We start from the raw sequence: 25,714 nt of genomic DNA, 5'->3' as shown, positions 1-25,714 counted from the left end.
AAGTTGCCGCCGCGCTCGAACTCGGTCCAGCGCACCACGTGGTGGTCGCGCTAGGCGAAGCGGCGGATCGCCACGTCGGAGGGCAGGGCGACGGCGACCGCGGTGGGTACGGTGCCGCGTTCCCTGGGTGCCCAGGTGCTCGGGTCGTGGGCCGTCTCGTGGTAGAGGTGGGCCGAGGAGCCCGCCGTACCGGTGAACCAGTACACGCTGATGTTGGTCAGCAGGGTGTCGCGGGGTCCACCGCGTCCTCGGGGAGTTCGCTCGCGGTGTCCGTCCACTCCTTGACGTCGACCGGGACGACTGGCGGACCTTCCGCACGGACCGGATAACGCCGCGCACCCCTGCGGGCCCCCGCGTCGCCCCGCGCGCGGGCCCCCGCGTCGCCCCGCGCGCGGACCCGCAGGGCGACGCGGCCGCGGACGTCGCGGGCAAGGCGTCGGCCGCGGCCTGGCGCCACCGGGCAGGGGTGACGGTGCCCGCGGACGCGGTGCTGGAGCGCGTCATCCCGCGGTGGGTTCGGTGGAGGCTGTCGACGGGGCGACGTGCGTACTGGACACCGGGGCCGGCTCGCTGGACAGCCTCGCCGTGCATCTGGGCATGCTCGGCTTCGACTTCACCGTGACCGAGCCGCCCGAACTCGTCGCCCACCTGCGGGACTGGCGGCCCGCTACGCCCGGTCCACGGATCAGAGCGGTCCGGCGGCGTCCGGCGGGTAGATCGGGTCAGAGCGGTCCGGCGGCGTCCGGCGGGCCGACGGATCAAAGCGGTGGGGCGGTGTCCAGCCGGCAGGTCGGGTCAGAGCGGTCAGCCGTGCAGGCGGTGAGGGCGGGTCAGAGCAGTCCGGCCGCGTCCAGCAGGTAGTCCGTCATCGGGTCGTAGAACCGGGGGTCGGTGACGTGGTCGTCCAGCGGCACGGTGACCTGGAGGGTGCCCTCCGCCTCGCCCAGGAACAGCGCGGGGTCGTTGCAGTCCGCGTAGCCGATGGAGTCGAGCCCGCGCTGCCCGGCGCACCCGGCCCACCCGTGGTCCGCCACGACCAGGTCCGGCTGCGGCCGGCCCTCACGCTCCAGGCCGTCCAGGATCGCGGCCATCGGCACCGGCGAGTGCGTGTGCCACAGGGTCGCGCCCCGCTCCAGCACGGCCACGTCCGCGAACTGGAAGACCATTCCCTCGTCCGCCATGAGGCCCCCGGGGATCCGGACGATCTCGCACCCGGCCCTCCGCAGCGCGTCGGCCGTCTGCCGGTGCACGTCGAGCAGCCCGCCCGGGTGCCCGGTCGCGAACAGCACCCGCTCCCCGTCCGCCGCGGCCTTCCGCAGCCGGGCCGCCATCCGGTCCAGGGCGTCGACCGTCAGCTCCGGGTCGATGGTGTCCTGCCCTTGCCGGTGCTCCGGGTCGTCGTTGACCCCGCACCGCTCGGCCATCACGGCGAGCACGTCCTGCTCGTCGCGCCAGCGGTCACCGAGCTCCAGCCCCAGCCAGTAGTGGCGGTCACCGTTGGCGAGCTTGCGGTAGTGCGAGAGGTTGTTGTCGCGGGGAGTGGCGACATCGCCCGCGATACGTGTGCGGACGAGGTGCTCGACGAGTGCGGCGCGGCTGGGTATCGGCATGAACCCATTGTGCCGTGAGGAACGCGCAGTGTGCCGGTGGTCTTGACCGTCGGACACCCCCCCCCGGATCCGCCGGCCACCACCAGGGCCCGCCGGATGCCCCCCGTACCTGCCGCGGGGTCGTGCCCGCCGACGGCCCGCCGGACGTGGACCGTACCGGGATCAGCGCCTGCGGCGGTGGTCGAGGTACACCGCCATGGCCCCGAGGGCCGGCAGGCCGCACGGCGCAGCAGTGCCGTGTCCGAGAGGACGGTCTCGCGGATTCCGGGGCCGCTGCACCTTGATCGCGCCCGGTGACCCGTCGTGCAGGGTGACGCGGTACACCTGCGCCACCGATGCCGTGCCGAGCGGGCGTTCGGTGTCGATGTCGTCGAGGTACCGCTTCCAGTCCGGGCCGAGGCTCCGCTCCAGCACGGGTTCGAGCTCGTGGAAGGCTGTTCCCGCTGTAAGGACGGTCGCTGGGAGGCCGGCGACGCGAAAAACGGGCATATCACCCACTTTTCGGTCCGCAGGCTCCCAGCACCCAACAGCCCAGGTCAGTTGGGGGCGGCCGCCGCGTCGAAGGCGCCGCGGGCGAGGCGGTGGAGCAGGGCGGCCGTGGCCTCGCGGCCGGGGAGGGCTTCGGGGCGGGCGAGGTGCGGGGTCGAGTTGAGCAGACCGAAGACGGCGTGCACGGTGACCCGGGCCTCGTTCTCCGCGAGGGCCGGGTAGCGGGCGCGGACGACCTCGACCCAGACCTCGACGTACTCCCGCTGGAGCCTGCGGACCCGCTTGCGGTCGGTGTCGCGCAGGCGGTCCAGCTCACGGTCGTGGAGGGTGATCAGGGGGCGGTCGTCCAGGGCGAAGTCGATGTGGCCCTCGATGAGGGCGTCCAGGAGGGCCTGGGGGGAGCTGGCCGGGGAGTCGGCGTCCTCGGTGACGCGGAGCCGGCCGCCCTCGAGCAGCCGCTCGCTGATTCCGACGAGCAGCTCGGCCAGCATCGCGTCCTTGCCGGGGAAATGGCGGTAGAGGCCGGGGCCGCTGATGCCGACCGCCGCCCCTATCTCGTCGACCCCGACCCCGTGGAAGCCACGCTCGGCGAAGAGCCGTGCGGCCTCCCGGAGGATCTGCTCACGGCGGGTGGGAGCCGCGACACGGGAGACGGCACGGGCTGCGTTGCGGTCGACGGCATTGGTGCTCATGAAGATTCATTCTAGACAGGCGGGTTAGCGCTCGTTAACCTGGTCGCAATGTGTTAACGCTCATTAACGGTGTCCCCCGCGACGATGCCACAAGCGGAGGAGCGGGACATCCGAAGCCCGCGCTCCGTCGCGGAGGACACCGTGACTCATGCGGTACGGGCAAGGGGGCTCGACAGGATGCAGCAGGCACCGGTCCTGGTGAGCGCGGCCGATCCCGCCTCGGAGGCCTGGCAGGCCAACGAGGCGGCGCATCACGCGCTCGCCGAGGAGCTGCGTACGCGGCTCGCCACGGCACGGCTCGGCGGGGGTGAGAAGGCCCGCGCCCGGCATGTGGCGCGCGGCAAGCTGCTGCCCAGGGAGCGGGTGGACACGCTGCTGGACCCGGGTTCGCCCTTCCTGGAGCTCGCCCCGCTGGCGGCCGAGGGGCTGTACGGGGGCGCCGCCCCGGCTGCCGGGGTGATCGCCGGAATCGGACGGGTCAGTGGGCGCGAGTGCGTGATCGTCGCCAATGACGCGACCGTCAAGGGCGGCACGTACTACCCGATGACGGTGAAGAAGCACCTGCGCGCCCAGGAGGTGGCCCTGGAGAACCGGCTGCCCTGTCTGTACCTGGTGGACTCCGGGGGCGCGTTCCTGCCGATGCAGGACGAGGTGTTCCCCGACCGGGACCACTTCGGGCGCATCTTCTACAACCAGGCGCGGATGTCCGGGGCGGGTGTCCCGCAGATCGCGGCGGTGCTGGGTTCCTGCACGGCCGGTGGGGCGTACGTCCCGGCGATGAGCGACGAGGCGGTCATCGTCCGGAACCAGGGGACGATCTTCCTGGGCGGCCCGCCGCTGGTGAAGGCCGCCACCGGTGAGGTCGTCACGGCGGAGGAGCTCGGCGGCGGCGAGGTCCACTCGCGTACCTCCGGGGTCACCGACCACCTCGCCGAGGACGACGCGCACGCGCTGCGGATCGTCCGGAACATCGTGGCGACGCTCCCGGACCGCGGGGCGCTCCCCTGGTCCGTGGAGCCGGTGGACGAGCCGAAGGCCGATCCCGCCGGGCTGTACGGGGCGGTGCCCGTCGATTCGCGGACACCGTACGACGTGCGCGAGGTGATCGCCCGTGTGGTGGACGGCTCGCGGTTCGCCGAGTTCAAGGCGGAGTACGGCCAGACGCTGATCACGGGCTTCGCGCGGATCCACGGGCATCCGGTCGGCATCGTCGCCAACAACGGGATCCTGTTCTCCGAGTCCGCCCAGAAGGGCGCCCACTTCATCGAGCTGTGCGACCAGCGCGGCATCCCCCTGGTGTTCCTGCAGAACATCTCCGGCTTCATGGTCGGCCGGGACTACGAGGCGGGTGGCATCGCCAAGCACGGCGCCAAGATGGTGACGGCCGTGGCCTGCACCCGGGTGCCGAAGCTGACCGTCGTCGTCGGCGGTTCGTACGGCGCGGGCAACTACTCCATGTGCGGCCGGGCCTATTCACCGCGCTTCCTGTGGATGTGGCCCAACGCCAAGATCTCCGTCATGGGCGGCGAGCAGGCGGCCTCGGTGCTGGCCACGGTCAAGCGGGACCAGATCGAGGGGCGCGGCGAGCAGTGGCCCGCCGAGGACGAGGAGGCCTTCAAGGATCCGGTCCGCGCGCAGTACGAGCAGCAGGGCAGCGCCTACTACGCCACCGCCCGGCTCTGGGACGACGGTGTGATCGACCCGATGGAGACCCGCCAGGTGCTGGGGCTCGCCCTGACGGCCTGTGCCAACGCCCCGCTGCCCCAGAAGGATCCCAACGGCCCGGGCTTCGGCGTCTTCCGGATGTGATGTGAGGACTTCCATGTTCAGCACTGTTCTGGTCGCCAACCGTGGCGAGATCGCGGTCCGGGTCATCCGGACCCTGCGCGAGCTCGGCGTGCGGTCGGTCGCCGTCTTCAGCGACGCGGACGCGGACGCCCGGCATGTCCGGGAGGCCGACACGGCGGTACGGATCGGGCCCGCGCCCGCCTCGATGAGTTATCTCTCCGTGGAACGGCTCCTGGACGCGGCTCGCCGCACCGGGGCCGAGGCCGTCCATCCGGGATACGGCTTCCTCGCGGAGAACGCCCATTTCGCGCAGGCCTGCGCGGACGCCGGGCTCGTCTTCATCGGCCCGCCCGCCTCGGCGATCTCGCTGATGGGCGACAAGATCCGCGCCAAGGAGACGGTCGCGGCGGCCGGCGTCCCGGTGGTTCCGGGTTCGTCCGGCAGCGGGCTCACGGACGGGCAACTGGCCGAGGCCGCCCGGGAGATCCAGATGCCCGTCCTGCTGAAACCGTCGGCGGGCGGTGGCGGCAAGGGGATGCGGCTGGTGCGCGAGGCGGCGCTGCTCGCGGACGAGATCGCGGCGGCCCGGCGCGAGGCGCGCGCCTCGTTCGGTGACGACACGCTCCTGGTGGAGCGGTGGATCGATCGGCCGCGCCACATCGAGATCCAGGTCCTGGCCGACGGGCACGGCAACGTGGTGCATCTCGGTGAGCGCGAGTGCTCGCTGCAGCGCCGCCACCAGAAGATCATCGAGGAGGCGCCCTCGGTCCTGCTCGACGGGCGGACCCGGGCGGCGATGGGCGAGGCGGCGGTCCAGGCGGCCCGGTCCTGCGGGTACGTGGGCGCGGGCACGGTGGAGTTCATCGTCCCGGGCAGCGATCCCGCCTCGTACTACTTCATGGAGATGAACACCCGCCTCCAGGTCGAGCACCCCGTCACCGAGCTGATCACCGGCCTCGACCTGGTGGAGTGGCAGCTGCGGGTCGCCTCGGGTGAGCGGCTCGCGCACACCCAGGACGACATCACACTGACGGGGCACGCGATCGAGGCCCGGATCTGCGCGGAGGACCCGGCGCGCGGTTTCCTGCCGTCCGGTGGGACGGTGCTCGCCCTGGACGAGCCGCAGGGTGGCGGGGTGCGCACGGACTCGGGGCTCAGCGAGGGCGTCCCCGTCGGCAGCACGTACGACCCGATGCTGTCGAAGGTCATCGCGTACGGCCCCGACCGCGCCACGGCACTGCGCCGGCTGCGGGCGGCGCTGGCGGGCACGGTGGTGCTGGGCGTCCCGACGAACGCGGGCTTCCTGCGGCGGCTGCTGGCCCATCCGGCGGTGGTCGCGGGTGATCTGGACACCGGGCTGGTGGAGCGCGAGGTAGACGGTCTGGTGCCGGACGGGGTGCCGGAGGAGGTGTACGCGGCGGCGGCGCTGCTGCGGCAGCCGAGGTCCGGGAGCACCTCCGGCTGGGTCGATCCGTTCTCCGTGGCCGACGGCTGGCGCCTCGGCGGCACGCCCGCCGCGACCTTCCACCACTTCCGCGTACCGGGCCACGATCCGGTGCGGGTGAGCCTGCGCACGGCCGCGGAGGGCACGGCCGAGCTGGCGTTCGGCCACGCCGGGGACCGGGACGAGCGGACCGACGCGTGCGGGCCGGTGCCCTCGCTGCCCGGTGCGCAGGCCTCCCGCGCGGTCGCGGTGTCCGGCCGGCACATCACCGTCGAGCTGGACGGCCTGACCCATACGTTCAGCCGCGCGGCCTCCTCGGAGGGCGTCTGGCTCGGCCGGGACGGGGACACCTGGCACGTCCAGGACCACGACCCGGTGGAGGCCTCCCTCAGCGGCGCCGCCCGGTCCGGGGCCGACACGCTCGCGGCGCCCATGCCCGGGACGGTCACGGTGGTGAAGGTCGCGGTCGGGGACGAGGTCGCGGCCGGGCAGAGCCTGCTGGTCGTGGAGGCGATGAAGATGGAGCACGTCATCTCCGCCCCGCACGCCGGCACGGTCACCGAACTGGACGTGACCGCCGGCGCCACGGTCGCCATGGACCAGATCCTGGCCGTGGTGGCCCCGAGGGAGGAATCGTGACCGACACACCACTGCCCATGACGGTGCCCGCTCCGGGGCTGCCCGGCCGGGTCCGTATCCATGAGGTCGGGGCCCGCGACGGGCTGCAGAACGAGAGGACCGTGGTGCCGACGGAGGTGAAGGCGGAGTTCATCCGCCGGCTGGCCGTAGCCGGGCTCGCCACGATCGAGGCGACCAGCTTCGTGCACCCCGAGTGGGTGCCCCAGCTCGCCGACGCGGAGCGGCTGTTCCCGCTGCTGGGGGAGATCGCGGACGTCGGGGACGTGGCGCTGCCCGTCCTCGTCCCCAACGAACGCGGTCTGGACCGGGCGCTGGCGCTCGGCGTCCGGTCCGTGGCGGTGTTCGGGTCGGCGACGGAGACGTTCGCCGCCCGCAATCTCAACCGCACGGTGGACGAGTCGCTCGCGATGTTCGAGCCGGTCGTGGCCCGGGCGAAGGCGGAGAAGATCCAGGTCCGGGGCTATCTGTCGATGTGCTTCGGGGACCCGTGGGAGGGCGCCGTGCCGCTCGCCCAGGTGGTCCGGGTCGCGCGGGCCCTGCGGGACCTCGGCTGTGACGAGCTCTCCCTCGGGGACACGATCGGTGTCGCCACCCCGGGTCATGTGGTGGCCCTGCTCGCCGGGCTGAACGCGGCGGGGGTGCCCACCGACATGATCGGGGTGCACTTCCACGACACGTACGGCCAGGCGCTCTCCAACACCCTGGCCGCGCTCCAGCAGGGGGTGACGACGGTGGACGCCTCCGCGGGCGGCCTCGGCGGCTGCCCGTACGCGAAGAGCGCGACCGGAAATCTCGCCACCGAGGATCTCGTGTGGATGCTCGACGGCCTCGGTGTCGAAACCGGGGTCGATCTCGGCGCACTCACCGCCACGAGCGTGTGGATGGCCGAACAACTGGGCCGGCCCAGCCCGTCCCGAACCGTCAGAGCGCTCTCGGCGTCACAAGCGCCGTCCCACAAGGAGTGACGTCCCATGTCCCTGGACCACCGGCTGACCACCGAGCACGAGGAACTGCGCCGTACCGTCGAGGAGTTCGCCCACGACGTCGTCGCGCCGAAGATCGGCGACTTCTACGAGCGCCATGAGTTCCCGTACGAGATCGTGCGGGAGATGGGGCGGATGGGCCTGTTCGGCCTGCCGTTCCCGGAGGAGTACGGCGGGATGGGCGGGGACTACCTCGCCCTCGGGATCGCCCTGGAGGAGCTGGCCCGGGTCGACTCCTCGGTGGCGATCACCCTGGAGGCCGGGGTGTCGCTGGGCGCGATGCCGGTCTTCCGTTTCGGCACGGAGGAGCAGAAGCAGCGGTGGCTGCCGAGGCTCTGCGCGGGCGAGGCGCTGGGCGCGTTCGGGCTGACGGAGCCGGACTGCGGGTCGGACGCGGGCGGCACCCGGACGACGGCGGTGCTGGACGAGGCCACGGGCGAGTGGGTAATCAACGGATCCAAGTGCTTCATCACCAACTCCGGTACGGACATCACCGATCTGGTCACGGTCACGGCGGTGACCGGCCGCAAGGAGAACGGCGCCCCGCGCATCTCCTCGATCATCGTCCCGTCGGGCACCCCGGGTTTCACGGTCGCCGCCCCGTACTCCAAGGTCGGCTGGAACGCCTCGGACACCCGTGAGCTGTCCTTCTCCGACGTGCGCGTCCCGGCGGCGAACCTGCTGGGCGAGGAGGGCCGCGGGTACGCGCAGTTCCTGCGGATCCTGGACGAGGGCAGGATCGCGATCTCGGCCCTGTCGACGGGCCTGGCGCAGGGCTGTGTGGACGAGTCGGTGAAGTACGCGCGGGAGCGGCACGCCTTCGGGCGGCCGATCGGCGCCAACCAGGCGATCCAGTTCAAGATCGCCGACATGGAGATGCGGGCGCACATGGCCCGGATCGGCTGGCGGGACGCGGCCTCGAGACTGCTGGCGGGCGAGCCGTTCAAGAAGGAGGCGGCGATCGCGAAGCTGTACTCGTCGACGGTGGCGGTGGACAACGCGCGGGAGGCGACGCAGATCCACGGCGGCTACGGCTTCATGAACGAGTACCCGGTGGCCCGGATGTGGCGCGACTCCAAGATCCTGGAGATCGGCGAGGGCACGAGTGAGGTCCAGCGGATGCTGATCGCACGGGAGTTGGGGATGCAGGCCTGACGGTCCACGGTTGCCCGCCGCACCGTCACGCGCCGTCCCGGGCCCGGCTGTCCGGCGGACAGGCCGCTCTCATTCCGGTAACGGGAGGGGCGGCCTTTCCCACCCCCGGCACCCTGTCATCTGAGGTTAGGCTAACCTACCTTTCGAATCGTCGGCGGCCAGCCATGACCCCGCAGGAAAGCAGACAGCCCATGCCCAACGTCCGGACCCTCTCCCTTTCCCGCCGCGGCCTGCTGGCCGCGGGCGGAGCCGTCGGCCTCGGCGCGGTGCTCGCCGCCTGCGGAGACGGCGACAGCGACTCCGCCAAGGAGCCGTCCGGCGCCTCCGACTCCGGTCCCTGGACCTTCAAGGACGACCGCGGTCTGACCGTTAAGGCGGACTCCACCCCGAAGAACGTCGTCGCGTTCATCGGTGTCGCCGCCGCCCTCCACGACTACGGCATCGAGTGCAGGGGTGTGTTCGGCCCGACGAAGACCGCCGACGGCAAGGCCGATGTTCAGGCCGGCGACCTCGACATCAACAAGGTCGAGGTGCTGGGCAACGTCTGGGGCGAGTTCAACGTCGAGAAGTACACCGGGCTCGCGCCGGAGCTGCTCGTCACCGCCATGTGGGAGAAGGACGCCCTGTGGTACGTGCCGGACGAGTCGAAGGACAAGATCCTCAAGATGGCCCCGAGCGTGGCCCTGTGGGCGGCCCAGACCACCGTCCCGAAGGCGATCCAGCGCCACGAGGACCTCGCGGCCTCCCTCGGCGCGGACGTCAAGGCCACGAAGATAACCGAGGCGAAGACCCGCTTCGAGACGGCTGCCGCCCGGCTCCGCGCCGCGGCCAAGTCCCAGCCGAACGTCAAGGTCATGGTCGGCTCGGCCAGCCAGGACCTCTTCTACGTCTCGCTCGCCAAGACCTCCGCGGACACCCTGTACTTCCAGGAGCTCGGCGTGCAGTTCGTCGAGCCCAAGGTCAACGCGGCCGGCTTCTTCGAGGAGCTGAGCTGGGAGAACGTGGACAAGTACGAGGCCGACATCATCATGATGGACAACCGCTCCTCGGCCCTGCAGCCCGACGCCCTGACGTCCAAGCCGACGTGGGCCCAGCTGCCCGCCGTCAAGGCCGGGCAGGTCATCCCGCGTACGACGGAGCCCATCTACTCGTACGACAAGTGCGCGCCGATCCTCGAGGACCTCGCCGAGGCCATCGAGAAGGCCAAGAAGGTCAGCTGACGAATCGGCCCGGCCCGGAGCGACTCCGGGCCGGGCCGCGGCCTTTGTTCCCTGCTCCGGGGAGGAGCCCCCGCATGACCACTTCCGTCTCCCCCGCCGACGCCCCCTACCGGTTCTTCGGCCTGACGGTCCTGCGGACCGGCCGGCTGAGCCCGTCCCTGCGCCGGATCACCTTCGGCGGACCGGGGCTGGACCGCTTCGCCTCCGGGGGCCGCGACCAGAGCCTCTCGCTGTTCCTGCCGCATCCGGGCCGGACCGAGATAGTCGTCCCGGTCGACGAGAACGGCGAGTGGTTCGCCGCCTGGCGGGCGCTCCCCGAGGACGTGCGGGCGATCATGCGCTCGTACACCGTGCGCGCCCAGCGCCGCGCGGAGGACGGCACGACCGAGATCGACATCGACTTCGCGCTGCACGAGGACGGCGGGCCGGCCTGCCGCTGGGCGGAGGCCGCCGCCCCCGGCGATCAGCTCACGGCCCTCGGTCCGGCCGTCGAGGACAACAACGGGATCCGCTTCCATCCGCCGCGGGACACCGACTGGGTGCTGATCTGGGCCGACGAGACGGCCCTGCCGGCCGCCTCCGCCGCGCTGGAGTGGATGCCCGCCGGGACGAGGGCAAGGGTCTGGCTGGACGTCCCGCACACCCAGGACCGCCTGGAGCTCCGCACGACGGCCGACGCCCGGATCGACTGGCTCGTACGGGAGGAGGGCGCGCCGTCGGCCGTGGAGGCCGTGCGCGCGGCGGAGCTGCCCGAGGGCACGCCGTACGTCTGGATCGCGGGCGAGTCGTCCGAGGTGCGGGCGCTGCGCCGCCATCTCGTCCAGGAGCGGCGGATGGACCGCAAGCGGGTCACGTTCGTCGGCTACTGGCGACGCGGGCTCAGCGAGGAGCAGCTGAGGGAGCAGGCCTCCCGGACCGCCGCGTAGGAGCATCGGGCGCCACCGGTCCGTGGCCCCGCAGAACGGTCGGATCCAACCGGACCGTTCGGTCGGTTAACCACGACGGGGCCGGCGAAGGCGCGGGAGCGGATCGCGTCACCGCTGGCCAAAACCGCCTGCGGGCCGACCAGGAAACCGACCACCGCGACCGAACTGTCACGGCCGGATCCAGGTCCGTCGGGACGGGTACGGCCGAGGGGCACCCGCACTTCGTCGCCAACCACGGTCGGCCGGGTTTCGCGGTGGACGAACACCGTGGAGGCCCCGGGTCGCGGCCGGGATCCGGCCGGTCCGGGCGACCGGCCGGGGTGATCGAGCCACTTTGACCGCGGGCAACGGCCCGGACACGCCCCTGGCCGTCAGCGGGCCGAGCGTGGCGGTCCCGTGGGCACGCGGGCGAGGTCGGCCGATGGGCGTGGCCGGCAGAATCCGCCGTACGGCGCACGTCATCACGCGGGACGGGCAGTGGAGCTTCGACGGGGACGCGGTACGTGTCGTGCCGGGCAGCAAGGTCCACCCCGTACGGCAGGACCTGAACCTGGCTGAGTTCGCCGTCCCGCCGCGGGCGCCGGCCGGGATCTCGTTCGAGCCGGACCGCGAGGGCGGCCGGCTTCGACCGCGGCTGCGCACCGGGGCGTGCCCGGTGCCGCGCGCGGCGGGCGGCGGGCGGCAGGCTCAAGGACGCCTCCGACCCGTATCAGCGCCGCGAAGCAGGCCGTCCTCAAGCGCCCCTGAGCGGATCGGGTGGATCGGTGGCGTATTTCTGTGACTCCTGCCCGATATCGGGCAGGATTCTTGCACTGCGCGCCCGCGCCACGCAATATCGACGAGTGCTCGAACGCCGCCCGTCGCACGACGACCTCATCGACCACCTCGTACGCTCCACCGCGCTCCAGCGCGGCGAGGCCGCCAGGGTGATCCTCGATGTCCTGGCGTACTTCGACGAGACGACCGAGGACTTCGTCCGCCGCCGCCACCGCGAACTGCAGTCCGGCGGCCTGGTGAACACGGAGATCTTCGAGCGGATCACGGCCGAGCTGCCGCACCGCGCTGTGGCGCCGCAGGAGCTCTCGCTCCGGCAGTTGCGCCGCATCGTCTACGGCTGAGCCGGGCCGTGGCGGGCCGAGCACTCATTGTGTACGTCGATGGAGGGGCAGAGACTCTATGTGCGGAATCGTCGGTTACATCGGAAAGCGTGACGTGGCTCCACTGCTGCTGGAAGGTCTGCAGCGGCTGGAGTACCGGGGGTACGACTCGGCGGGCATCGTCATCACGGGCAAGGCCGCCGCGGGCAAGCCGGGCACCCTGAAGACGGTCAAGGCCAAGGGCCGGGTCCGTGAGCTGGAGGCCCGCGTACCCAAGCGGTTCGCAGGCACCACCGGGATCGCCCACACCCGCTGGGCCACCCACGGCGCCCCGAGCGACGAGAACGCGCACCCGCACCTGGACGCGGAGAACAAGGTCGCCGTCGTCCACAACGGCATCATCGACAACGCCTCGGAGCTCCGCGCGAAGCTGGTCGCCGACGGCATCGTCTTCCTCTCCGAGACCGACACCGAGGTGCTGGTCCACCTGATCTCCCGCTCGCAGGCCGTCACCCTGGAGGAGAAGGTCCGCGAGGCGCTGAAGTCCGTCGAGGGCACGTACGGCATCGCCGTCCTGCACGCAGACTTCAACGACCGCATCGTCGTCGCCCGCAACGGCTCCCCGGTCGTGCTCGGCATCGGCGAGAAGGAGATGTTCGTCGCCTCCGACGTGGCGGCCCTCGTCACGCACACCCGCCAGATCGTCACGCTCGACGACGGCGAGATGGCCACCCTCAAGGCCGACGACTTCCGTACGTACACCACCGAGGGCTCGACCACGACGGCCACGCCCACGACCGTGGAGTGGGAGGCCGAGTCGTACGACATGGGCGGCCACGACACGTACATGCACAAGGAGATCTCCGAGCAGGCCGACGCCGTGGACCGCGTGCTGCGCGGCCGCATCGACGACCGTTTCTCCACCGTGCACCTGGGCGGTCTGAACCTGGACGCCCGCGAGGCACGCGGGGTCCGCCGGATCAAGATCCTGGGCTGCGGCACCTCGTACCACGCGGGCATGATCGGCGCCGGCCTCATCGAGGAGCTGGCCCGCATCCCCGCGGACGCCGAGCCCGCCTCCGAGTTCCGCTACCGCAACCCGGTCGTGGACCCCGACACCCTGTACGTCGCCGTCTCCCAGTCCGGTGAGACCTACGACGTGCTGGCCGCCGTCCAGGAGCTGAAGCGCAAGGGCGCCCGTGTCCTGGGCGTCGTGAACGTCGTCGGCTCGGCGATCGCCCGTGAGGCCGACGGCGGCATGTACGTCCACGCGGGCCCCGAGGTGTGTGTCGTCTCCACCAAGTGCTTCACCAACACCGTGGTCGCCTTCGCGCTGCTCGCCCTGCACCTGGGCCGCATCCGCGACCTGTCGGTCGCCGACGGCAAGCGGATCATCGAGGGGCTGCGCAAGCTGCCCGAGCAGATCGGTCAGATCCTCGAGTCGGAGGACGAGATCAAGAAGCTGGCCGAGGAGTACGCGGGCGCGCAGTCGATGATGTTCATCGGCCGAGTCCGGGGCTACCCCGTCGCGCTGGAGGCCTCCCTGAAGCTCAAGGAGATCTCGTACATCCACGCCGAGGCCTACCCCGCCTCGGAGCTCAAGCACGGTCCGCTCGCGCTCATCGAGCCGGCGCTCCCCACGGTCGCGATCGTCCCGGACGACGACCTGCTGGAGAAGAACCGTGCGGCACTGGAGGAGATCAAGGCCCGCAGCGGCCGCATCCTCGCCGTGGCGCACCGCGAGCAGGAGAAGGCCGACCACACGATCCTCGTCCCGAAGAACGAGAACGAGCTGGACCCGATCCTGATGGGCATCCCGCTGCAGCTGTTCGCCTACCACACGGCGCTGGCCATGGGCCGTGACATCGACAAGCCGCGCAACCTGGCCAAGTCGGTCACCGTCGAGTAGACCCGCGGTCCGCGCCGGGGAGCGGCCCTCGCATCACGCCATCGCGGATGCGGGGGCCGTTCTCCGTCCGTGGGGGCCCGACTCAGCGCCCCACAGGGCCGCTTGACGGCGCCTCAGGAGCCGTACGGTGACCGGGGGGCCCGCCGGGACAGCCGCACGGGCCGGGCGCCCGCCCAGGGGCACCGGCGCAGGCTCAGGGGCACGGGTGCGGGGCGCAGGCTCAGGGGATGACGATGACGGGGCGCTGGGCCCGACGGGCGAGCCGGCCGGCCACCGAGCCGAAGATCCGGCCCACGATGCCGTGCGTGGAGCCCACCACGATGGCGTCGGCCGAATACTCCCGGCCGACCTCCTCCAGCTCGTGGCAGATGTCCCCGCCGCGCTCGACGAGCACCCACGGCACCTCGGCCAGATAGTCCGCGCAAGCCAGCTCAAGGCCGAGGACCTCGGTGCGGTGATCGGGCACGTCGACGAAGACGGGGGGCTCGCAGCCCGCCCAGACGGTGGTCGGCAGCCGGTTGGCGACATGGACGATGATCAGCCCGGAGCCCAGCCTGCTCGCCATGCCGATGGCGTACGCGAGGGCTCGTTCGCTGGACATGGAACCGTCGAAACCGACCACGACTCCATGGCGGAAGGCGGGATCGCAGGATGGGCGCGACTCTTCGACCGTCCGGGGGTCCGACCGTGGGTCGGCTACCTGCTTGCGGTCTGCGGGTTCAGGGATTTCGTGACCGGCCATCGATGTCTCGGCGAAGAGAGTCCTCGTGAGGAGAGAGCGGTGTGGAGGTGTGCCTGCGAGCGATGAAGCTGTGTCCGGGAAGCGTCTTCCCAACGTCCTACCCCCAAGGGTACGGCGCCACTCCTTCACCGCCCGGCCCTCGCAAAGCGCTTGCGGTAATGGAGGGAGCATGCCGGACACCGCCCCGTATGGCAATGCCGGTTGTGTCGTACATCCAGCTCGTGGAGCGCCGGCCGCCACCGCGCTCGGCCCTCCCGGCGCCCACGGCCGGATCCGGGCCCGGCGGCCGAAAGCATCACAGGCCCCACCGGCCCCACCGTCACACCGCGCCATCGGACGACTCCTCTTCGCACCCGTCCCGGGGCAGGATGGCCCGCAGAGGCCGAAGGGGCGCGTGGAAGCTGTCCGTCATCGGGGTGGTGCGCCGGTGGCATGACTGGAATACGCGCACACAACCCCTGGTTTTCAGCCAACTTCCTACAGGGCCCCGATTCCTGGTGTTCTGGCCGACCAACCCACGTGCCAGCAGGCAGGAATAGACCGCGCGGTACGCTTTGAACCAACGCGGACGGGCCATGATCGTCAGGCGCACTTCCCTGGGGGGCTCGCGAGTGGAACGCTTCGTGATCGAATGCTTCGCGCCAAGTTGCCTTGTCGACATAGTGCCGGTGGGGGAACGTGTCACGTCGGCACCACGGAACGCAGTAGATTCGATCATGAGTATCGAAGACTGGGGACGCGTGCGAGACCGAGGGGAAACGTGCAGGAGCGACAGGCCCGTAGGGACCAGGGAGACGCGAACACCGAGGGGGGCTTAGCGTCATGAGCCAGGACTCCGCCACCGCAACGGAGGCCGCACGGAAACTGACCGGGCGGCGACGCCGGGAAGTCGTAGCCGTACTGCTGTTCAGTGGCGGCCCTATCTTCGAGAGCTCCATCCCGCTCTCCGTTTTCGGAATCGACCGGCAGGACGCGGGAGTTCCGCGCTACCGCCTGCTGGTCTGCGGCGGCGAGGATGGGCCGCTGCGCACCACCGGCGGGCTCGAACTCAGCGCGCCGTACGGCCTGGAGGCCATCAGCAGGGCCGGCACGGTGGTGGTACCCGCCTGGCGGTCCATCACCTCGCCGCCGCCCGCCGAAGCGCTGGACGCGCTGCGGCGTGCCCACGAGGAGGGCGCGCGCATCGTCGGACTGTGCACGGGGGCCTTCGTGCTCGCGGCGGCCGGTCTGCTGGACGGCCGCCCGGCCACCACGCACTGGATGTACGCACCGACGCTGGCCAAGCGCTACCCGTCGGTGCACGTCGATCCGCGTGAGCTGTTCGTCGACGACGGCGATGTGCTCACCTCGGCCGGGACCGCGGCCGGAATCGATCTGTGCCTCCACATAGTCCGTACCGACCACGGCACGGAGGCGGCCGGCGCGCTGGCTCGCCGGCTCGTCGTACCGCCGCGGCGCAGTGGCGGTCAGGAGCGCTACCTGGACAGGTCTTTACCTGAAGAGATCGGCTCCGATCCGCTCGCCGAGGTCGTGGCCTGGGCGCTGGAGCATCTCCACGAGCAGTTCGACGTGGAGACGCTGGCCGCGCGTGCCTACATGAGCAGGCGGACCTTCGACCGCAGGTTCCGTTCGCTCACGGGCAGCGCACCGCTCCAGTGGCTCATCACCCAGCGCGTGCTGCAGGCGCAGCGTCTGCTCGAGACCTCCGACTATTCGGTCGACGAGGTCGCGGGCCGCTGCGGCTTCCGCTCGCCGGTCGCGCTGCGCGGGCACTTCCGCCGCCAGCTGGGCTCCTCCCCCGCCGCGTACCGGGCCGCCTATCGGGCCCGTCGTCCGCAGGGCGGGGGGCTGGAGGGTGCCACCACGATGATCGAGGCGTCCGTGCCCGTCCAGGACACGGCATCGAGCCGGCGGGCCGCCGCGGCGGCCTCCCCCGGCTTGTCCCCGGCCTCCGTGGCAGCAACCTCCGGTGGCGCGGCGGAGCACCTCAGGACGGGTGCCGAGGCGTACGTTCCCGGGCGCCCGACCCTGCCGGGGCAACGGAGTGCCCCGTAGGGTGGGGCCCATGAACGACCGCATGGTGTGGATCGACTGCGAGATGACCGGGCTCTCACTGACGGACGACGCACTCATCGAGGTGGCCGCACTGGTCACCGACTCGGAACTGAACGTGCTCGGCGAAGGGGTGGACATCGTGATCCGCCCGCCGGACGCGGCCCTGGAGACCATGCCCGAGGTGGTGCGGCAGATGCACACCGCCTCGGGCCTCCTCGACGAGCTGGCCGGGGGCACGACCCTGGCCGACGCGGAGGAGCGGGTCCTGGCCTACGTACGCGAACACGTGAAGGAGCCGGGCAAGGCCCCGCTGTGCGGGAATTCGGTCGGCACCGACCGCGGCTTCCTGTCGCGGGACATGCCGTCGCTGGAGGGCTACCTCCACTACCGGATCGTCGATGTGTCCTCCGTCAAGGAGCTGGCACGCCGCTGGTACCCCAGGGCGTACTTCAACAGTCCGGACAAGAACGGGAACCACCGGGCGCTCGCGGACATCCGTGACTCCATCACGGAGCTGCGCTACTACCGGGAGGCGGTCTTCGTGCCGCAGCCCGGCCCGGACTCGGCCCGCGCCAAGGAGATCGCGGCGCGCCACACCGGCCTCGCCGCACAGTAGCGGCGACGCCCCTGGTCACGGCCCTTTTCGGGGCCTCCCGGGGGCGCCGGGCCGGCCCTGGGAAAAGGAGTGCGCGAGCACCCTCCCGGACCCTGTACACTTTTTCTCGGCCGGTCGGAAACGACCGGACGACATGGTGGGTATAGCTCAGCTGGCAGAGCACCTGGTTGTGGTCCAGGATGTCGCGGGTTCAAGTCCCGTTACTCACCCTTGAAGGGGAAGCCCCTGACCTGCGGAAACGCAGGTCAGGGGCTTCTTCGTGTCCCGGGCTGGCCAAACCACGGCCAAACGCGGCCGGATTTTCGACCTACCGTCTGCGCCATGGCAACGATCAGGGAGCGGGTCCGCAAGGACGGGACGGCGAGTTTCCAGGTCCGCTGGCTTCAGGGAGGGCGCGGCGGCACCTGGGAAGCCGAGAGGTTCGAGGACCCCGAGCAGGCGGACACGTTCAGGAAGCTCGTCGACGCCCACAAGCAGCAGTGGCCCTACGGGTGGGTTCCCGGCCAGGGCTTCGTCGAGCCCGAGCAGGACCCGGACGACGTGCCCCTGACCGACTGGGCTCGGCGCTACGTCGACCGGCTCACCGGTATCGACCCGCGGACCCGGGACGACTATCGGCGCGAGGTGGACCGGCACATCTCCCTCATGGTGCACACCACCCGATCGGGACTGGTGATGCCGGCCACGATCGGCAACATCACCGCTGACGACGTCCAGGACTGGGTCCGGCTTCAGGAAGCAGGCCAGCCGGGCGCGAAGGCGGGGCTGTGGCTCCGTCGACCGGCCTCGCCGAAGTCCACGGCCAATCGGCACGGCCTGCTGTGGTGCATCGTGCAGGCGGCGATCGATGCCGATCCCCCACTGCGCACCAAGAATTGCTGCGCGAACACCCGCCTTCCTCGTGTCGACGACGGGACGTCCGAGGAGATGGTCTTCCTGGAGCAGGAGGAATATCAACTCCTCCGCAAGCACCTCACCGACCCTGCGGCACGAGACCTCGCCGACTGGTTGATCGGTACCGGCATGCGGTGGGGCGAAGCCACGGCCCTCCAGGTACAAGATCTTCGGCTGGGCGGCCCCGGGCCGACAGTCAACGTCCAGAGGGCCTGGAAGAGGTCGCCCAGGGGTGCGCAGTCCTCGTTCTTCCTCGGGCCCCCGAAGACGAGGAAGGCACGCCGTTTGGTCGCGCTCGCCCCGACGCAGGTGGACCTTGCCCGGAGGCTGACGCAGGGGGTGTCCCCGGAGGCGTTCCTCTTCCGCACGCCGACGGGCAAAGCGTGGAGGCACTCCAACTTTTACAACCGGAAATGGATACCCGCCGTCGCTGCCGCGATGGAGACCGGTCTCCCCCGCCGACCTCGGATCCACGACCTTCGGCACAGCCACGTCGCCTGGCTGGTGGCCGCGAACATCCCTCTGCCGGCGATCCAAGCCCGGCTGGGCCACGAGTCGATCCAGACGACGATCGACCGCTACGGGCACCTGGTCAGGTCGCTCGACTCAGACATCAGTGCGGCCGTGCAGGCTGCCATGGGAGGCCGCTCTCCGTCCCATCGCGGTCTACAGTTGATCAGCGCTTGAGCGACACCTGATGCCCCTTCAAGAGCCTATGAACTACAAGGGCTGACGTACTGGTGACGATCACTGTCAACACGTACCCCTCGGCATCATTCCCGCAGTTCATGGCAGCAGGCGACACCCTCAGCTACATCACGGGATGCCACCTGCTGCCATGCCGTCCGCCGATAGGCTCTGGCCATCGGCTGTACACTGTCCGATCCTGTCGAGGACTGCATCGGTCGGCATTCGTGACCGGCTGGATGAAAGGGCAGGCCGCATGACGGTGCCCCGCTTGGTCAGCTTGACCTTCCATCATCGATGACCGTGTAGCACAGGCATAGTCTGAGCGGGGCGTGAACGATCCGAGGTGGTTAGCGGCATGAGTGACAGCGACGGGGTCTACAGACCCTCAAGCAAGCGCCAAGTGTTGTGGAGCTGGGTACTGATTGTCGGTGTGGTCGGCCTCTTCTGGGGCTACTCCGTGCTCGATGATGACAGACCGTCGGGCAGGGAATCACCGCCATGCGACGCGCAGGTTCGCGGCGGCACCGATCCCTGCTGAGCCGTCCTAATCGCCGCACCACATGCAAGATCCAACGGGCCTGTGCAGGTCCAGATGCAAGGTCAATCTGACTTATGCAGGGTCAGCCGATACAGGACATACACCCGCGCAGATCGGAGAGGCGAACGAACAGGGGCCAGCCCGGGGCTCAAGAAACCTCACACTTTGACACTGAGGTGTCGTGCTCTGGTGAGTGCGACGTAGAGCGCGCGGTGGGTCTCGTCGCCAGAGTCGAGGCCCTCGCGGAGGGCGGCCACGTCGGTCTCCTCCAGCCGCACTCCGACCCTGTCCCATTCCCTGCCCTTCGCCTGGTGACAGGTCAGCCCGAGTACCAGGCAATCGTGCTCGACGTTCAGGCGCGTACGCAGGTGACCGAGAGCCTTTCGCGGTGTTGTCTGCTTGTACCCTTCCGGCGGCTCGACGTGCCCTGTAGCAACCACGGTACGCACCAAGGCGGTCCAGATCTCGGCAAGACTGTCCTGGCCCGCCAGGCGTTGGAGTGTGCTTTGCAGGTTCGGACGCAGCTCCTCGAACGTTTCGGCCTCTTTGATGCCCAGGGTGGTCCAGGCTTCTGGGAGGAACAAGGCCGACAGGCCGAGGGTCGTCTGGATGAGTTCGTTCAGAAGCAAGGTGCACAAGGCTTTCTGGAGCGGCCCCATCCTCCACTTGGCAGTGGCCAAGGGGAGGACCTGAGGGTCGCAGTCCCACAGCGACTGCCACTTTCGCGCGAGCACTACATTGACGTCTTTCGCCGTTCCCTCGGGGAGGATCGTGCTCTCCCCAAGGCGCAGGCCCTGTGTCAGTGACGTCTGGGTCGCGCTGTCGCGCCATCGGAACGTGGTCCGGAGTTCGCCGCGTTCGAACTCCAGCAGTCCGAGGAGTCGGCGCACGCTCTCCGGGCGGGCGCCGCGAAAGGCGTAAAGCGCCTGCCAGGGGTCTCCCACCAGGGTGACGGCCAGTCCCGCGTCCGCCGCCACACGGATGATCTCCACGTCCAGGTCGTTCGCGTCGTAGACCTCGTCGACGAGCAGGGACCTGATCGCCGTGGCGAAGTAGGCCGTGACGCGGGCGCGGATGTCCTCGGCATCGAGGGTGTCGCGCAGGACCTCACGCACATTCTCGTGGGTGCACCGCCCGTCCACGATCGCGGAGGAGAAGTCCACCGGCTTGATGTGGTACTTCGGTTCCTCTTCCTGCTGGTAGGTGGTAACGACGCGGGTGCCCGCGAGGCGAAGGACCGGCTTCGCTTTCGTTGGGGTGGTGGGCAGGTGGGTCGGCCATGTGTCCAGCACCTCCAGTTCCTCATGGCCGCCCGGCCACTGGAGGATCCGGGACCGCAGGAGGTGGGTGAGCAGGTCGTTCAGGACGGAGTCGAGGGTAACGATGCGATGGGGCCAGGTCAGCGCCGACGGCCCCCACTGCCGGGACACCCGGCTGCGCAACTCCTCGGTGGCCGAGCGGGTGAAGCTGACCGCCACGACCGCCCGGTGATCAGTCGTGCGCGCAAAGCGGTGCAGACCGAAGCGCTGGTGCGAGACGGTCGTCTTCCCTGAGCCCGGGAACGCCTCTATGTAGAGGAGACGGCGAGGGTTCGCCGCGACGACGAGCTGCTCCGGCGTGAGGACGAGTTTACCGGGCCGACGGCTACTCATCGAAGGCCGTCGTTCGAGGTGCGGCCGTAGGCCAGGCCCCCCGACGGGGAGTGCGCTGGAGAAGGAGCTCCTCCCAGGGCGGTGCGTCCGGTTCTGGTGCGTACTCGTTCGCCCAGTCGCCATCCTCCTTCTCCTCCTCGTCGGGCCAAAGGAAGTCCTCGATGTCCTCGGCGGGGTGACCGTCCCTTTCCCGCTCCTCCTTCACCACCGCGAGCCAGTCCGGCTCGTCGAGGGGAGCCAAGGGGTCGTTCTCCGACCCAGAATCGCCCTCACCAGTCGCGTCAGGCATGTAGAGGAACTCGAACAGCTGCCGCATGTGCTCGGGCACGGTTGGGATGTTCGACGCCTGTTCGGGGTCCACCTCGTTGGCCTCTGCGAGGAGACCGGCGAAAGCCAGCGCGAAGTCGCCCTTCTTCCTGGCGCCTGGCCCCGCCGGGATAGCGGGCTGCTCGCCCTTGGCCGTCCGAGCGCTGCGGAACAGCTCGTGCACGGTCTGGGGCGTCACCTCCGGCACCTCCAGTCCGACCTCCTCCAGGGCAGCCTCGATCAAGTGCTTGTTGCCTTCGGTGATGGACGGTTCCAGGGTCGGGTGGCTGACGAAGGCGTCGACGACTGACGGGTCGTGCTCGGAGAGCCACTTCGGCTTCTTGCGGTCTTCGCTCTCGAAGGGAAGATCGCTGTCGACGAGGACCGCCAGCCTGGTGCAGAGTTCACTGCCCTGGGTCGCCAGCAGATGCACCGGCCACTGTCCGACCTTCCAGCCCATGTGCACGATGCTGAGCGCGTCGACGAAGGAGTGCTTGCGCGCATCCGCGCCGGCCCACGTCCTGCCGAACTCCCGCACGACGGCGGCATCGGTGACGCCTTCGACCAGCACCAGACGTTCGGCGAAGAGCGCGGCGGACCGGCTCGTGTCCAGGTGGAGCCGTGTCTTCCGCAGCGTGACGGCGCGGTCCTTCTCCGGTACGACGTCGGCAACTGCGCGGCAGACCCTTCCCCTCGCCGTCCGGCGCACGACGACGAGTTCCTCCGGGGCACAGGCCGTGATGACGTCCGGCGCGTGGGTGGAGAGAATGACCTGCAGTTCGGGGCGCTTCTTGACGGTCCTGCGCAGGTAGCGGGCGAGAGCGTGCTGCAGCTGCGGATGGAGGTGGGCTTCGGGTTCCTCGATGACGACCGTCGCGTGGAAGGGCTTCATACCGAAGAAGGAGTCCTCCTCCGCATCGGCATCGGCCTGTGCCTGTTCGAGGTTCAGGGTCGCCTGCTGGATCTGCTCCTCCTCGGTGAGAGGTGGCCGATCATGAGCGTCCGGGGGAGGCCAGGCATCCCCCCGCGGAGCTTCGGCAGAGTCCGGTATCGCCGCCAGGGTCACGGCGAAGTGCAGCAGGTTGACGTATCCCAGCCCGGAGACTTCGAGGGGCCGGGCAAACCTGCGTCCCTCCATGACGGCGAGCATGACCTCCAGTACGCGGGCCAGGTAGGTGTCGTCGATGACCTGGCCGCGTATATACGACCACTGGCGGTCCACCCCGGCCGACAGATCCGTGAGGTATCCGCCGATCCTCTTCTCGACGGCGTCGATGATGCTCTCCTTGGCCAGCTCCTCGAGCAGTTGGGAGGCGCGCGCCCGGAGTCCCACCAGGTTCCGGGTACCGTTCAGGCGCTGCTGTTCGGCACGGAGCAACTCCACCAGGATCCGTGCCTCGCGGCGCGCCAGCTCGTCCAGTGGGTGGCGCCAGGCCGGCAGATAGATCAACTTGTACGGGTCCAGATCCAGCGTCCTGCCGTGCGCGCTGACGACCTTCGGGACGACACCGCCGAGCCGACGGTCCAGCCTGACGTCCCAGCTCTGGGCGACTTGACCGAGAGGCCGATGGTCGACCTGGTGCAGTCGGCGACCGAGATGCCCTTCCTCGTCGAGGCTGTCGCCCAGTTCGTAGGCGACCTCGATGGCGCGTGTGGACCTCTCCGGCGCGAGCGCGGCGGAACCGTATCTCGGCAGGACCGGGAAGCGGCTGGTGGGGTGAGCCAGATAGAGCGCGTCCGTGAGGGTCGTCTTACCGGCGCCGTTCGCTCCGATCAGCACACTGAAACGACCGGGGAGGTCGCAGGCTATTGCCCCCTCCGCGCTTGCCCGGAAGCCGCTGACCGCAATGCGACTCAGGTGCACCATGTCCCCCCACAGGTCAATCAGTACGACGGCAGTCATCATCATCCATGCCACTGACAATTCCCTGAAGAGGTAGGTTGCTTGAGCCCGGATCCACCGTCGGGATGCTGGCGGATCCGGGCTCAGGAGAGCAAGGCGCCAAACTGGTCTTGACCACAGGAACTTTTCAGTGCGTTGTGGCAAAGGGAGTCCCTGCTCGAGATCCCCGTGGGTTCAAAGAAACCGAGGACTATTCAGCGCGAACCCACGGGTCCAACGGTGTGCTTTAGGCCTGTGCATCCGTAGGTTCGGTTGGAACACGAGGATGCTGAGCGAGCCGGAGGGCTACGGCCGTGACATCTGCGTCGACCTGCGCCGGTGTTCTGTCGCTGTACTCAAGGGTGTCGTACTCGTCATCGAGTTCAGCGAGCCGTTCGGCCAGCGGCAGCTCGTGTCCGAAGCGCTGGTGGATCCGGAAGGCCAACTCTCGTGGGGTCAGCTCGCCGGCCACCATCCGGGCGGCAAGTGCTCGTGCGGCGGCTTCCTGGCCGCCAACGCTGCCGGGCGGATAGAAGGTGAGGCCCAGTTCGTCGAGTGCTGGGGGAAGGAGTTCGGGGACGTCGTAATCCGCCTCCGCGCGTGTGCAAGCGGCCAGGATCCGCAGGGCGGGACCGTCGAGGCTGGCAACGAGTGCATCACAGGCAGCGTTGACGACGTCAATGGCACGGCTCTCGCCGATGCTCCAGAGCACGGCATGGTCCTGAAGCGCGCGGGCTGCTGATTCGGTCGACGGCATCTGTCCATGATCTCGTCACAGGGTGAGCCAGAGCGAGCCGATTTCGTCACTGTGATGCCTGCTCGGCGGTCTCTCCCAGAAGTGCGGCGAGCCGAGTCCGCGTAGCGGATGGCGGTCTTCTCGTCGATGCCGAAGACGAGGGCGAGGTGGAGTGGGTCGGCGCCGTGGGTGAGGGCCTCTTCGAGCTGGCGGTCGACGCGGAGCCGTTCGAGGGTGGCGGTAAGGTTGCGGGTGGCCCGGGTGGTCCAGAGCTTGCCGGCCGGGCCGAGTTCGACGGCGGTCTTCTGAGTGATCAGCAGGTGTGGGTTGGCCGTGGTCGGCCAGCGGCTGCGCCGGTGGTCGAGCCAGTCCATCACAGCACGGCGGGTGAGGTCGTCGAGCGGGCGGATGTGACCGCCGACAGTGATACGCCGGTTGCCCAGGTCGACGTCCTCCAACTGCATGGTGCGGATCATCTTGGGCCTTGCCGCGTGGACGGCGGCCAGGGCGATGATGAGCCGGAGGTCCGGGGTGGTGGCGGTGGCGATGGCCTCGTCGACGTCCGCCTGGACGAGAGTCTGGAGGACGCCGCCGGTCTGCCGGGGGACACGGATGCGGATCGTGGGGTTGCGGAAGATCTGCCCGTTCTTCTTCGCCTGCCGGAACAGTGACCGCAGTGCGACGATCCGGCTCTCGCGCTGTTTGCCGGTGGCGGCGTCCCGGGCCGCGATGATGTCCTGTCGGGTGACCTCTCGCAGGTGGTCATAGCGGCCGGACCACTCCAACAGCACCGGCTGGATCTCGTTGAGGTAGTTCCATGCCGTCTGCCGGGCGCGAGGCTCGGACCGCGGGCCGCCGTCGAGGAGAGTCCGTGCCCAGGCTTCAACGTCCCGACGGATGCCCGGGGACATTCCGCAGAGCTTGCGTCCCAGCCACCGGTCGGCCGTGGGGGCACGGTCGTCGCTGAACAGCCCAAGGCGGTCGAGTACTTCGGCGGTCCGCACGACCGGAAGCCCCCGGACGCGCAGGGCCGGGAAGAGCTCGGAGTACCGGATCGACTCGCCCTCGCGATAGCCGGACAGCACGATGATCAGCGCCCGGTCGACGTCGCTGACGATCCAACGGCTCCAGCCGCGAACCTCGCCCAGGGCCCGAGCGGTCTGCCGGGCCCGGATCAGCCAGGGATTGGCCAGGTCCTCGTGCCGTTCCCGGTCGAACCGGCGGAAGTCGCGGGGAAGGGTGAACAGCGGCAGCTGCACCCATCCGGTGATCACGTGAGGCGGTTCGGGAGGCGGCGGTTGCTCCAGTACTCGTCGTCCTGCCTTGCCGACCGGCGACCCGCCGTTCTTGGGCCGCTGGAGGTTCGCGAAGAACAGCTGCTGGCAGGTCACCTGCCGCAGATACGGTTCGATCACCGATGCCTTGCCGCTGGCCTTGATCGCCCAGGATGCCTGGGCCCGGCAGAGGCGGCAGTAGCCGTACTTGTCATCGACCGGGACCTGCCGCCGGCAGCCGAGGCATTCCGCGACGACATGTTGTTGACCGTAGGTGTAGCAGCCGCGGCAGTACCGGCCCGGCAGCTGACCCCAGGCGAAGCAACCTGTGCAGGAGGTCGCCGGCTTGTTGTTGCTGATCTTCCCCATCGTGATGA

The 25,714-nt window shown here is 69.9% G+C and carries 21 protein-coding genes, 1 tRNA gene and 1 pseudogene; 14 read left to right on the top strand and 9 right to left on the bottom strand.

Annotated features, from left to right (window positions below):
• Window positions 1-50 precede the first annotated feature (50 nt).
• The 5 genes from ACFWVP_RS16760 to ACFWVP_RS16740 all read right to left on the bottom strand — a co-directional run bounded on the left by ACFWVP_RS16760 (window position 51) and on the right by ACFWVP_RS16740 (window position 2,791).
• On the bottom strand, window positions 51-206 hold the full coding sequence (locus ACFWVP_RS16760) for a hypothetical protein (RefSeq protein WP_384497294.1): 156 nt from the start codon (window positions 204-206) through the stop codon (window positions 51-53).
• 11 nt (window positions 207-217) lie between these two features.
• Window positions 218-457: a hypothetical protein gene (locus tag ACFWVP_RS16755; protein WP_384497292.1), complete on the bottom strand. Its 240-nt coding sequence runs from the start codon at window positions 455-457 to the stop codon at window positions 218-220.
• Window positions 458-830: 373 nt separating this feature from the next.
• Window positions 831-1,610, bottom strand: coding sequence for a phosphatase (locus ACFWVP_RS16750; RefSeq protein WP_384497290.1), 780 nt, complete (start codon window positions 1,608-1,610; stop codon window positions 831-833).
• Between the two features lie 162 nt (window positions 1,611-1,772).
• On the bottom strand, window positions 1,773-2,099 hold the full coding sequence (locus ACFWVP_RS16745; RefSeq protein ID WP_384497289.1) for an AarF/UbiB family protein: 327 nt from the start codon (window positions 2,097-2,099) through the stop codon (window positions 1,773-1,775).
• Window positions 2,100-2,146: 47 nt separating this feature from the next.
• On the bottom strand, window positions 2,147-2,791 hold the full coding sequence (locus tag ACFWVP_RS16740) for a TetR/AcrR family transcriptional regulator (RefSeq protein ID WP_384497287.1): 645 nt from the start codon (window positions 2,789-2,791) through the stop codon (window positions 2,147-2,149).
• 177 nt (window positions 2,792-2,968) lie between these two features.
• Here ACFWVP_RS16740 and ACFWVP_RS16735 point away from each other — a divergent pair, with 177 nt between their 5' ends.
• The 9 genes and pseudogenes from ACFWVP_RS16735 (at window position 2,969) to glmS (ending at window position 13,952) form a co-directional block, all read left to right on the top strand.
• Window positions 2,969-4,600, top strand: coding sequence for a carboxyl transferase domain-containing protein (locus tag ACFWVP_RS16735; protein WP_384497285.1), 1,632 nt, complete (start codon window positions 2,969-2,971; stop codon window positions 4,598-4,600).
• 13 nt (window positions 4,601-4,613) lie between these two features.
• Complete coding sequence (locus ACFWVP_RS16730) at window positions 4,614-6,662, top strand: biotin carboxylase N-terminal domain-containing protein (protein WP_384497284.1); 2,049 nt, start codon at window positions 4,614-4,616, stop codon at window positions 6,660-6,662.
• A 17-nt stretch (window positions 6,663-6,679) separates the two neighbouring features.
• A complete protein-coding gene (locus tag ACFWVP_RS16725) occupies window positions 6,680-7,627 on the top strand; it encodes a hydroxymethylglutaryl-CoA lyase (RefSeq protein ID WP_384497405.1) in 948 nt (315 codons plus the stop codon).
• A 6-nt stretch (window positions 7,628-7,633) separates the two neighbouring features.
• On the top strand, window positions 7,634-8,800 hold the full coding sequence (locus ACFWVP_RS16720) for an acyl-CoA dehydrogenase family protein (RefSeq protein ID WP_384497282.1): 1,167 nt from the start codon (window positions 7,634-7,636) through the stop codon (window positions 8,798-8,800).
• Between the two features lie 191 nt (window positions 8,801-8,991).
• The gene (locus tag ACFWVP_RS16715) at window positions 8,992-10,020 is read left to right on the top strand and encodes an ABC transporter substrate-binding protein (protein WP_384497281.1); all 1,029 of its coding nucleotides are present in this window, start codon (window positions 8,992-8,994) and stop codon (window positions 10,018-10,020) included.
• A gap of 74 nt (window positions 10,021-10,094) precedes the next feature.
• Window positions 10,095-10,946, top strand: coding sequence for a siderophore-interacting protein (locus ACFWVP_RS16710; protein WP_384497279.1), 852 nt, complete (start codon window positions 10,095-10,097; stop codon window positions 10,944-10,946).
• A 421-nt stretch (window positions 10,947-11,367) separates the two neighbouring features.
• Window positions 11,368-11,656, top strand: a pseudogene (locus ACFWVP_RS16705) (DUF4429 domain-containing protein); the annotation flags it as partial.
• A 132-nt stretch (window positions 11,657-11,788) separates the two neighbouring features.
• Window positions 11,789-12,064, top strand: a complete 276-nt coding sequence (locus tag ACFWVP_RS16700) for a hypothetical protein (RefSeq protein WP_384497403.1) — start codon at window positions 11,789-11,791, stop codon at window positions 12,062-12,064.
• A gap of 58 nt (window positions 12,065-12,122) precedes the next feature.
• Window positions 12,123-13,952: a glutamine--fructose-6-phosphate transaminase (isomerizing) gene (gene glmS, locus ACFWVP_RS16695; RefSeq protein WP_384497277.1), complete on the top strand. Its 1,830-nt coding sequence runs from the start codon at window positions 12,123-12,125 to the stop codon at window positions 13,950-13,952.
• Window positions 13,953-14,172: 220 nt separating this feature from the next.
• Here the strand turns inward: glmS and ACFWVP_RS16690 are convergent, their stop codons facing one another.
• Entirely contained in the window at window positions 14,173-14,694 is a 522-nt protein-coding gene (locus ACFWVP_RS16690) for a universal stress protein (protein WP_384497275.1), read from the bottom strand.
• A gap of 822 nt (window positions 14,695-15,516) precedes the next feature.
• Here ACFWVP_RS16690 and ACFWVP_RS16685 point away from each other — a divergent pair.
• From ACFWVP_RS16685 to ACFWVP_RS16665, 5 genes are all read left to right on the top strand, one after another.
• Window positions 15,517-16,749: a helix-turn-helix domain-containing protein gene (locus ACFWVP_RS16685; RefSeq protein ID WP_384497273.1), complete on the top strand. Its 1,233-nt coding sequence runs from the start codon at window positions 15,517-15,519 to the stop codon at window positions 16,747-16,749.
• Window positions 16,750-16,759: 10 nt separating this feature from the next.
• Window positions 16,760-17,365: an oligoribonuclease gene (gene orn / locus ACFWVP_RS16680; protein WP_384497271.1), complete on the top strand. Its 606-nt coding sequence runs from the start codon at window positions 16,760-16,762 to the stop codon at window positions 17,363-17,365.
• 136 nt (window positions 17,366-17,501) lie between these two features.
• Window positions 17,502-17,574 (top strand) — tRNA-His (locus tag ACFWVP_RS16675).
• Window positions 17,575-17,686: 112 nt separating this feature from the next.
• Window positions 17,687-18,946 carry a tyrosine-type recombinase/integrase gene (locus ACFWVP_RS16670; protein WP_384497269.1) on the top strand — a complete coding sequence of 420 codons (1,260 nt, stop codon included), beginning with the start codon at window positions 17,687-17,689 and terminating at the stop codon, window positions 18,944-18,946.
• A gap of 358 nt (window positions 18,947-19,304) precedes the next feature.
• Entirely contained in the window at window positions 19,305-19,487 is a 183-nt protein-coding gene (locus ACFWVP_RS16665; RefSeq protein WP_384497268.1) for a hypothetical protein, read from the top strand.
• A 158-nt stretch (window positions 19,488-19,645) separates the two neighbouring features.
• Here the strand turns inward: ACFWVP_RS16665 and ACFWVP_RS16660 are convergent, their stop codons facing one another.
• The 3 genes from ACFWVP_RS16660 to ACFWVP_RS16650 all read right to left on the bottom strand — a co-directional run bounded on the left by ACFWVP_RS16660 (window position 19,646) and on the right by ACFWVP_RS16650 (window position 25,706).
• Complete coding sequence (locus ACFWVP_RS16660) at window positions 19,646-21,139, bottom strand: UvrD-helicase domain-containing protein (RefSeq protein WP_384497266.1); 1,494 nt, start codon at window positions 21,137-21,139, stop codon at window positions 19,646-19,648.
• A complete protein-coding gene (locus ACFWVP_RS16655; RefSeq protein ID WP_384497264.1) occupies window positions 21,132-23,225 on the bottom strand; it encodes an ATP-dependent endonuclease in 2,094 nt (697 codons plus the stop codon). Before ACFWVP_RS16655 ends, ACFWVP_RS16660 begins: the two co-directional genes overlap by 8 nt.
• Before the next feature lie 558 nt (window positions 23,226-23,783).
• Window positions 23,784-25,706, bottom strand: coding sequence for a hypothetical protein (locus tag ACFWVP_RS16650; RefSeq protein WP_384497262.1), 1,923 nt, complete (start codon window positions 25,704-25,706; stop codon window positions 23,784-23,786).
• Window positions 25,707-25,714: the final 8 nt, after the last annotated feature.

The sequence above is a fragment of the Streptomyces sp. NPDC058637 genome (assembly GCF_042717325.1).
Lineage (GTDB): Bacteria > Actinomycetota > Actinomycetes > Streptomycetales > Streptomycetaceae > Streptomyces.
This window is presented reverse-complemented; position numbering and strand designations above follow the sequence as displayed.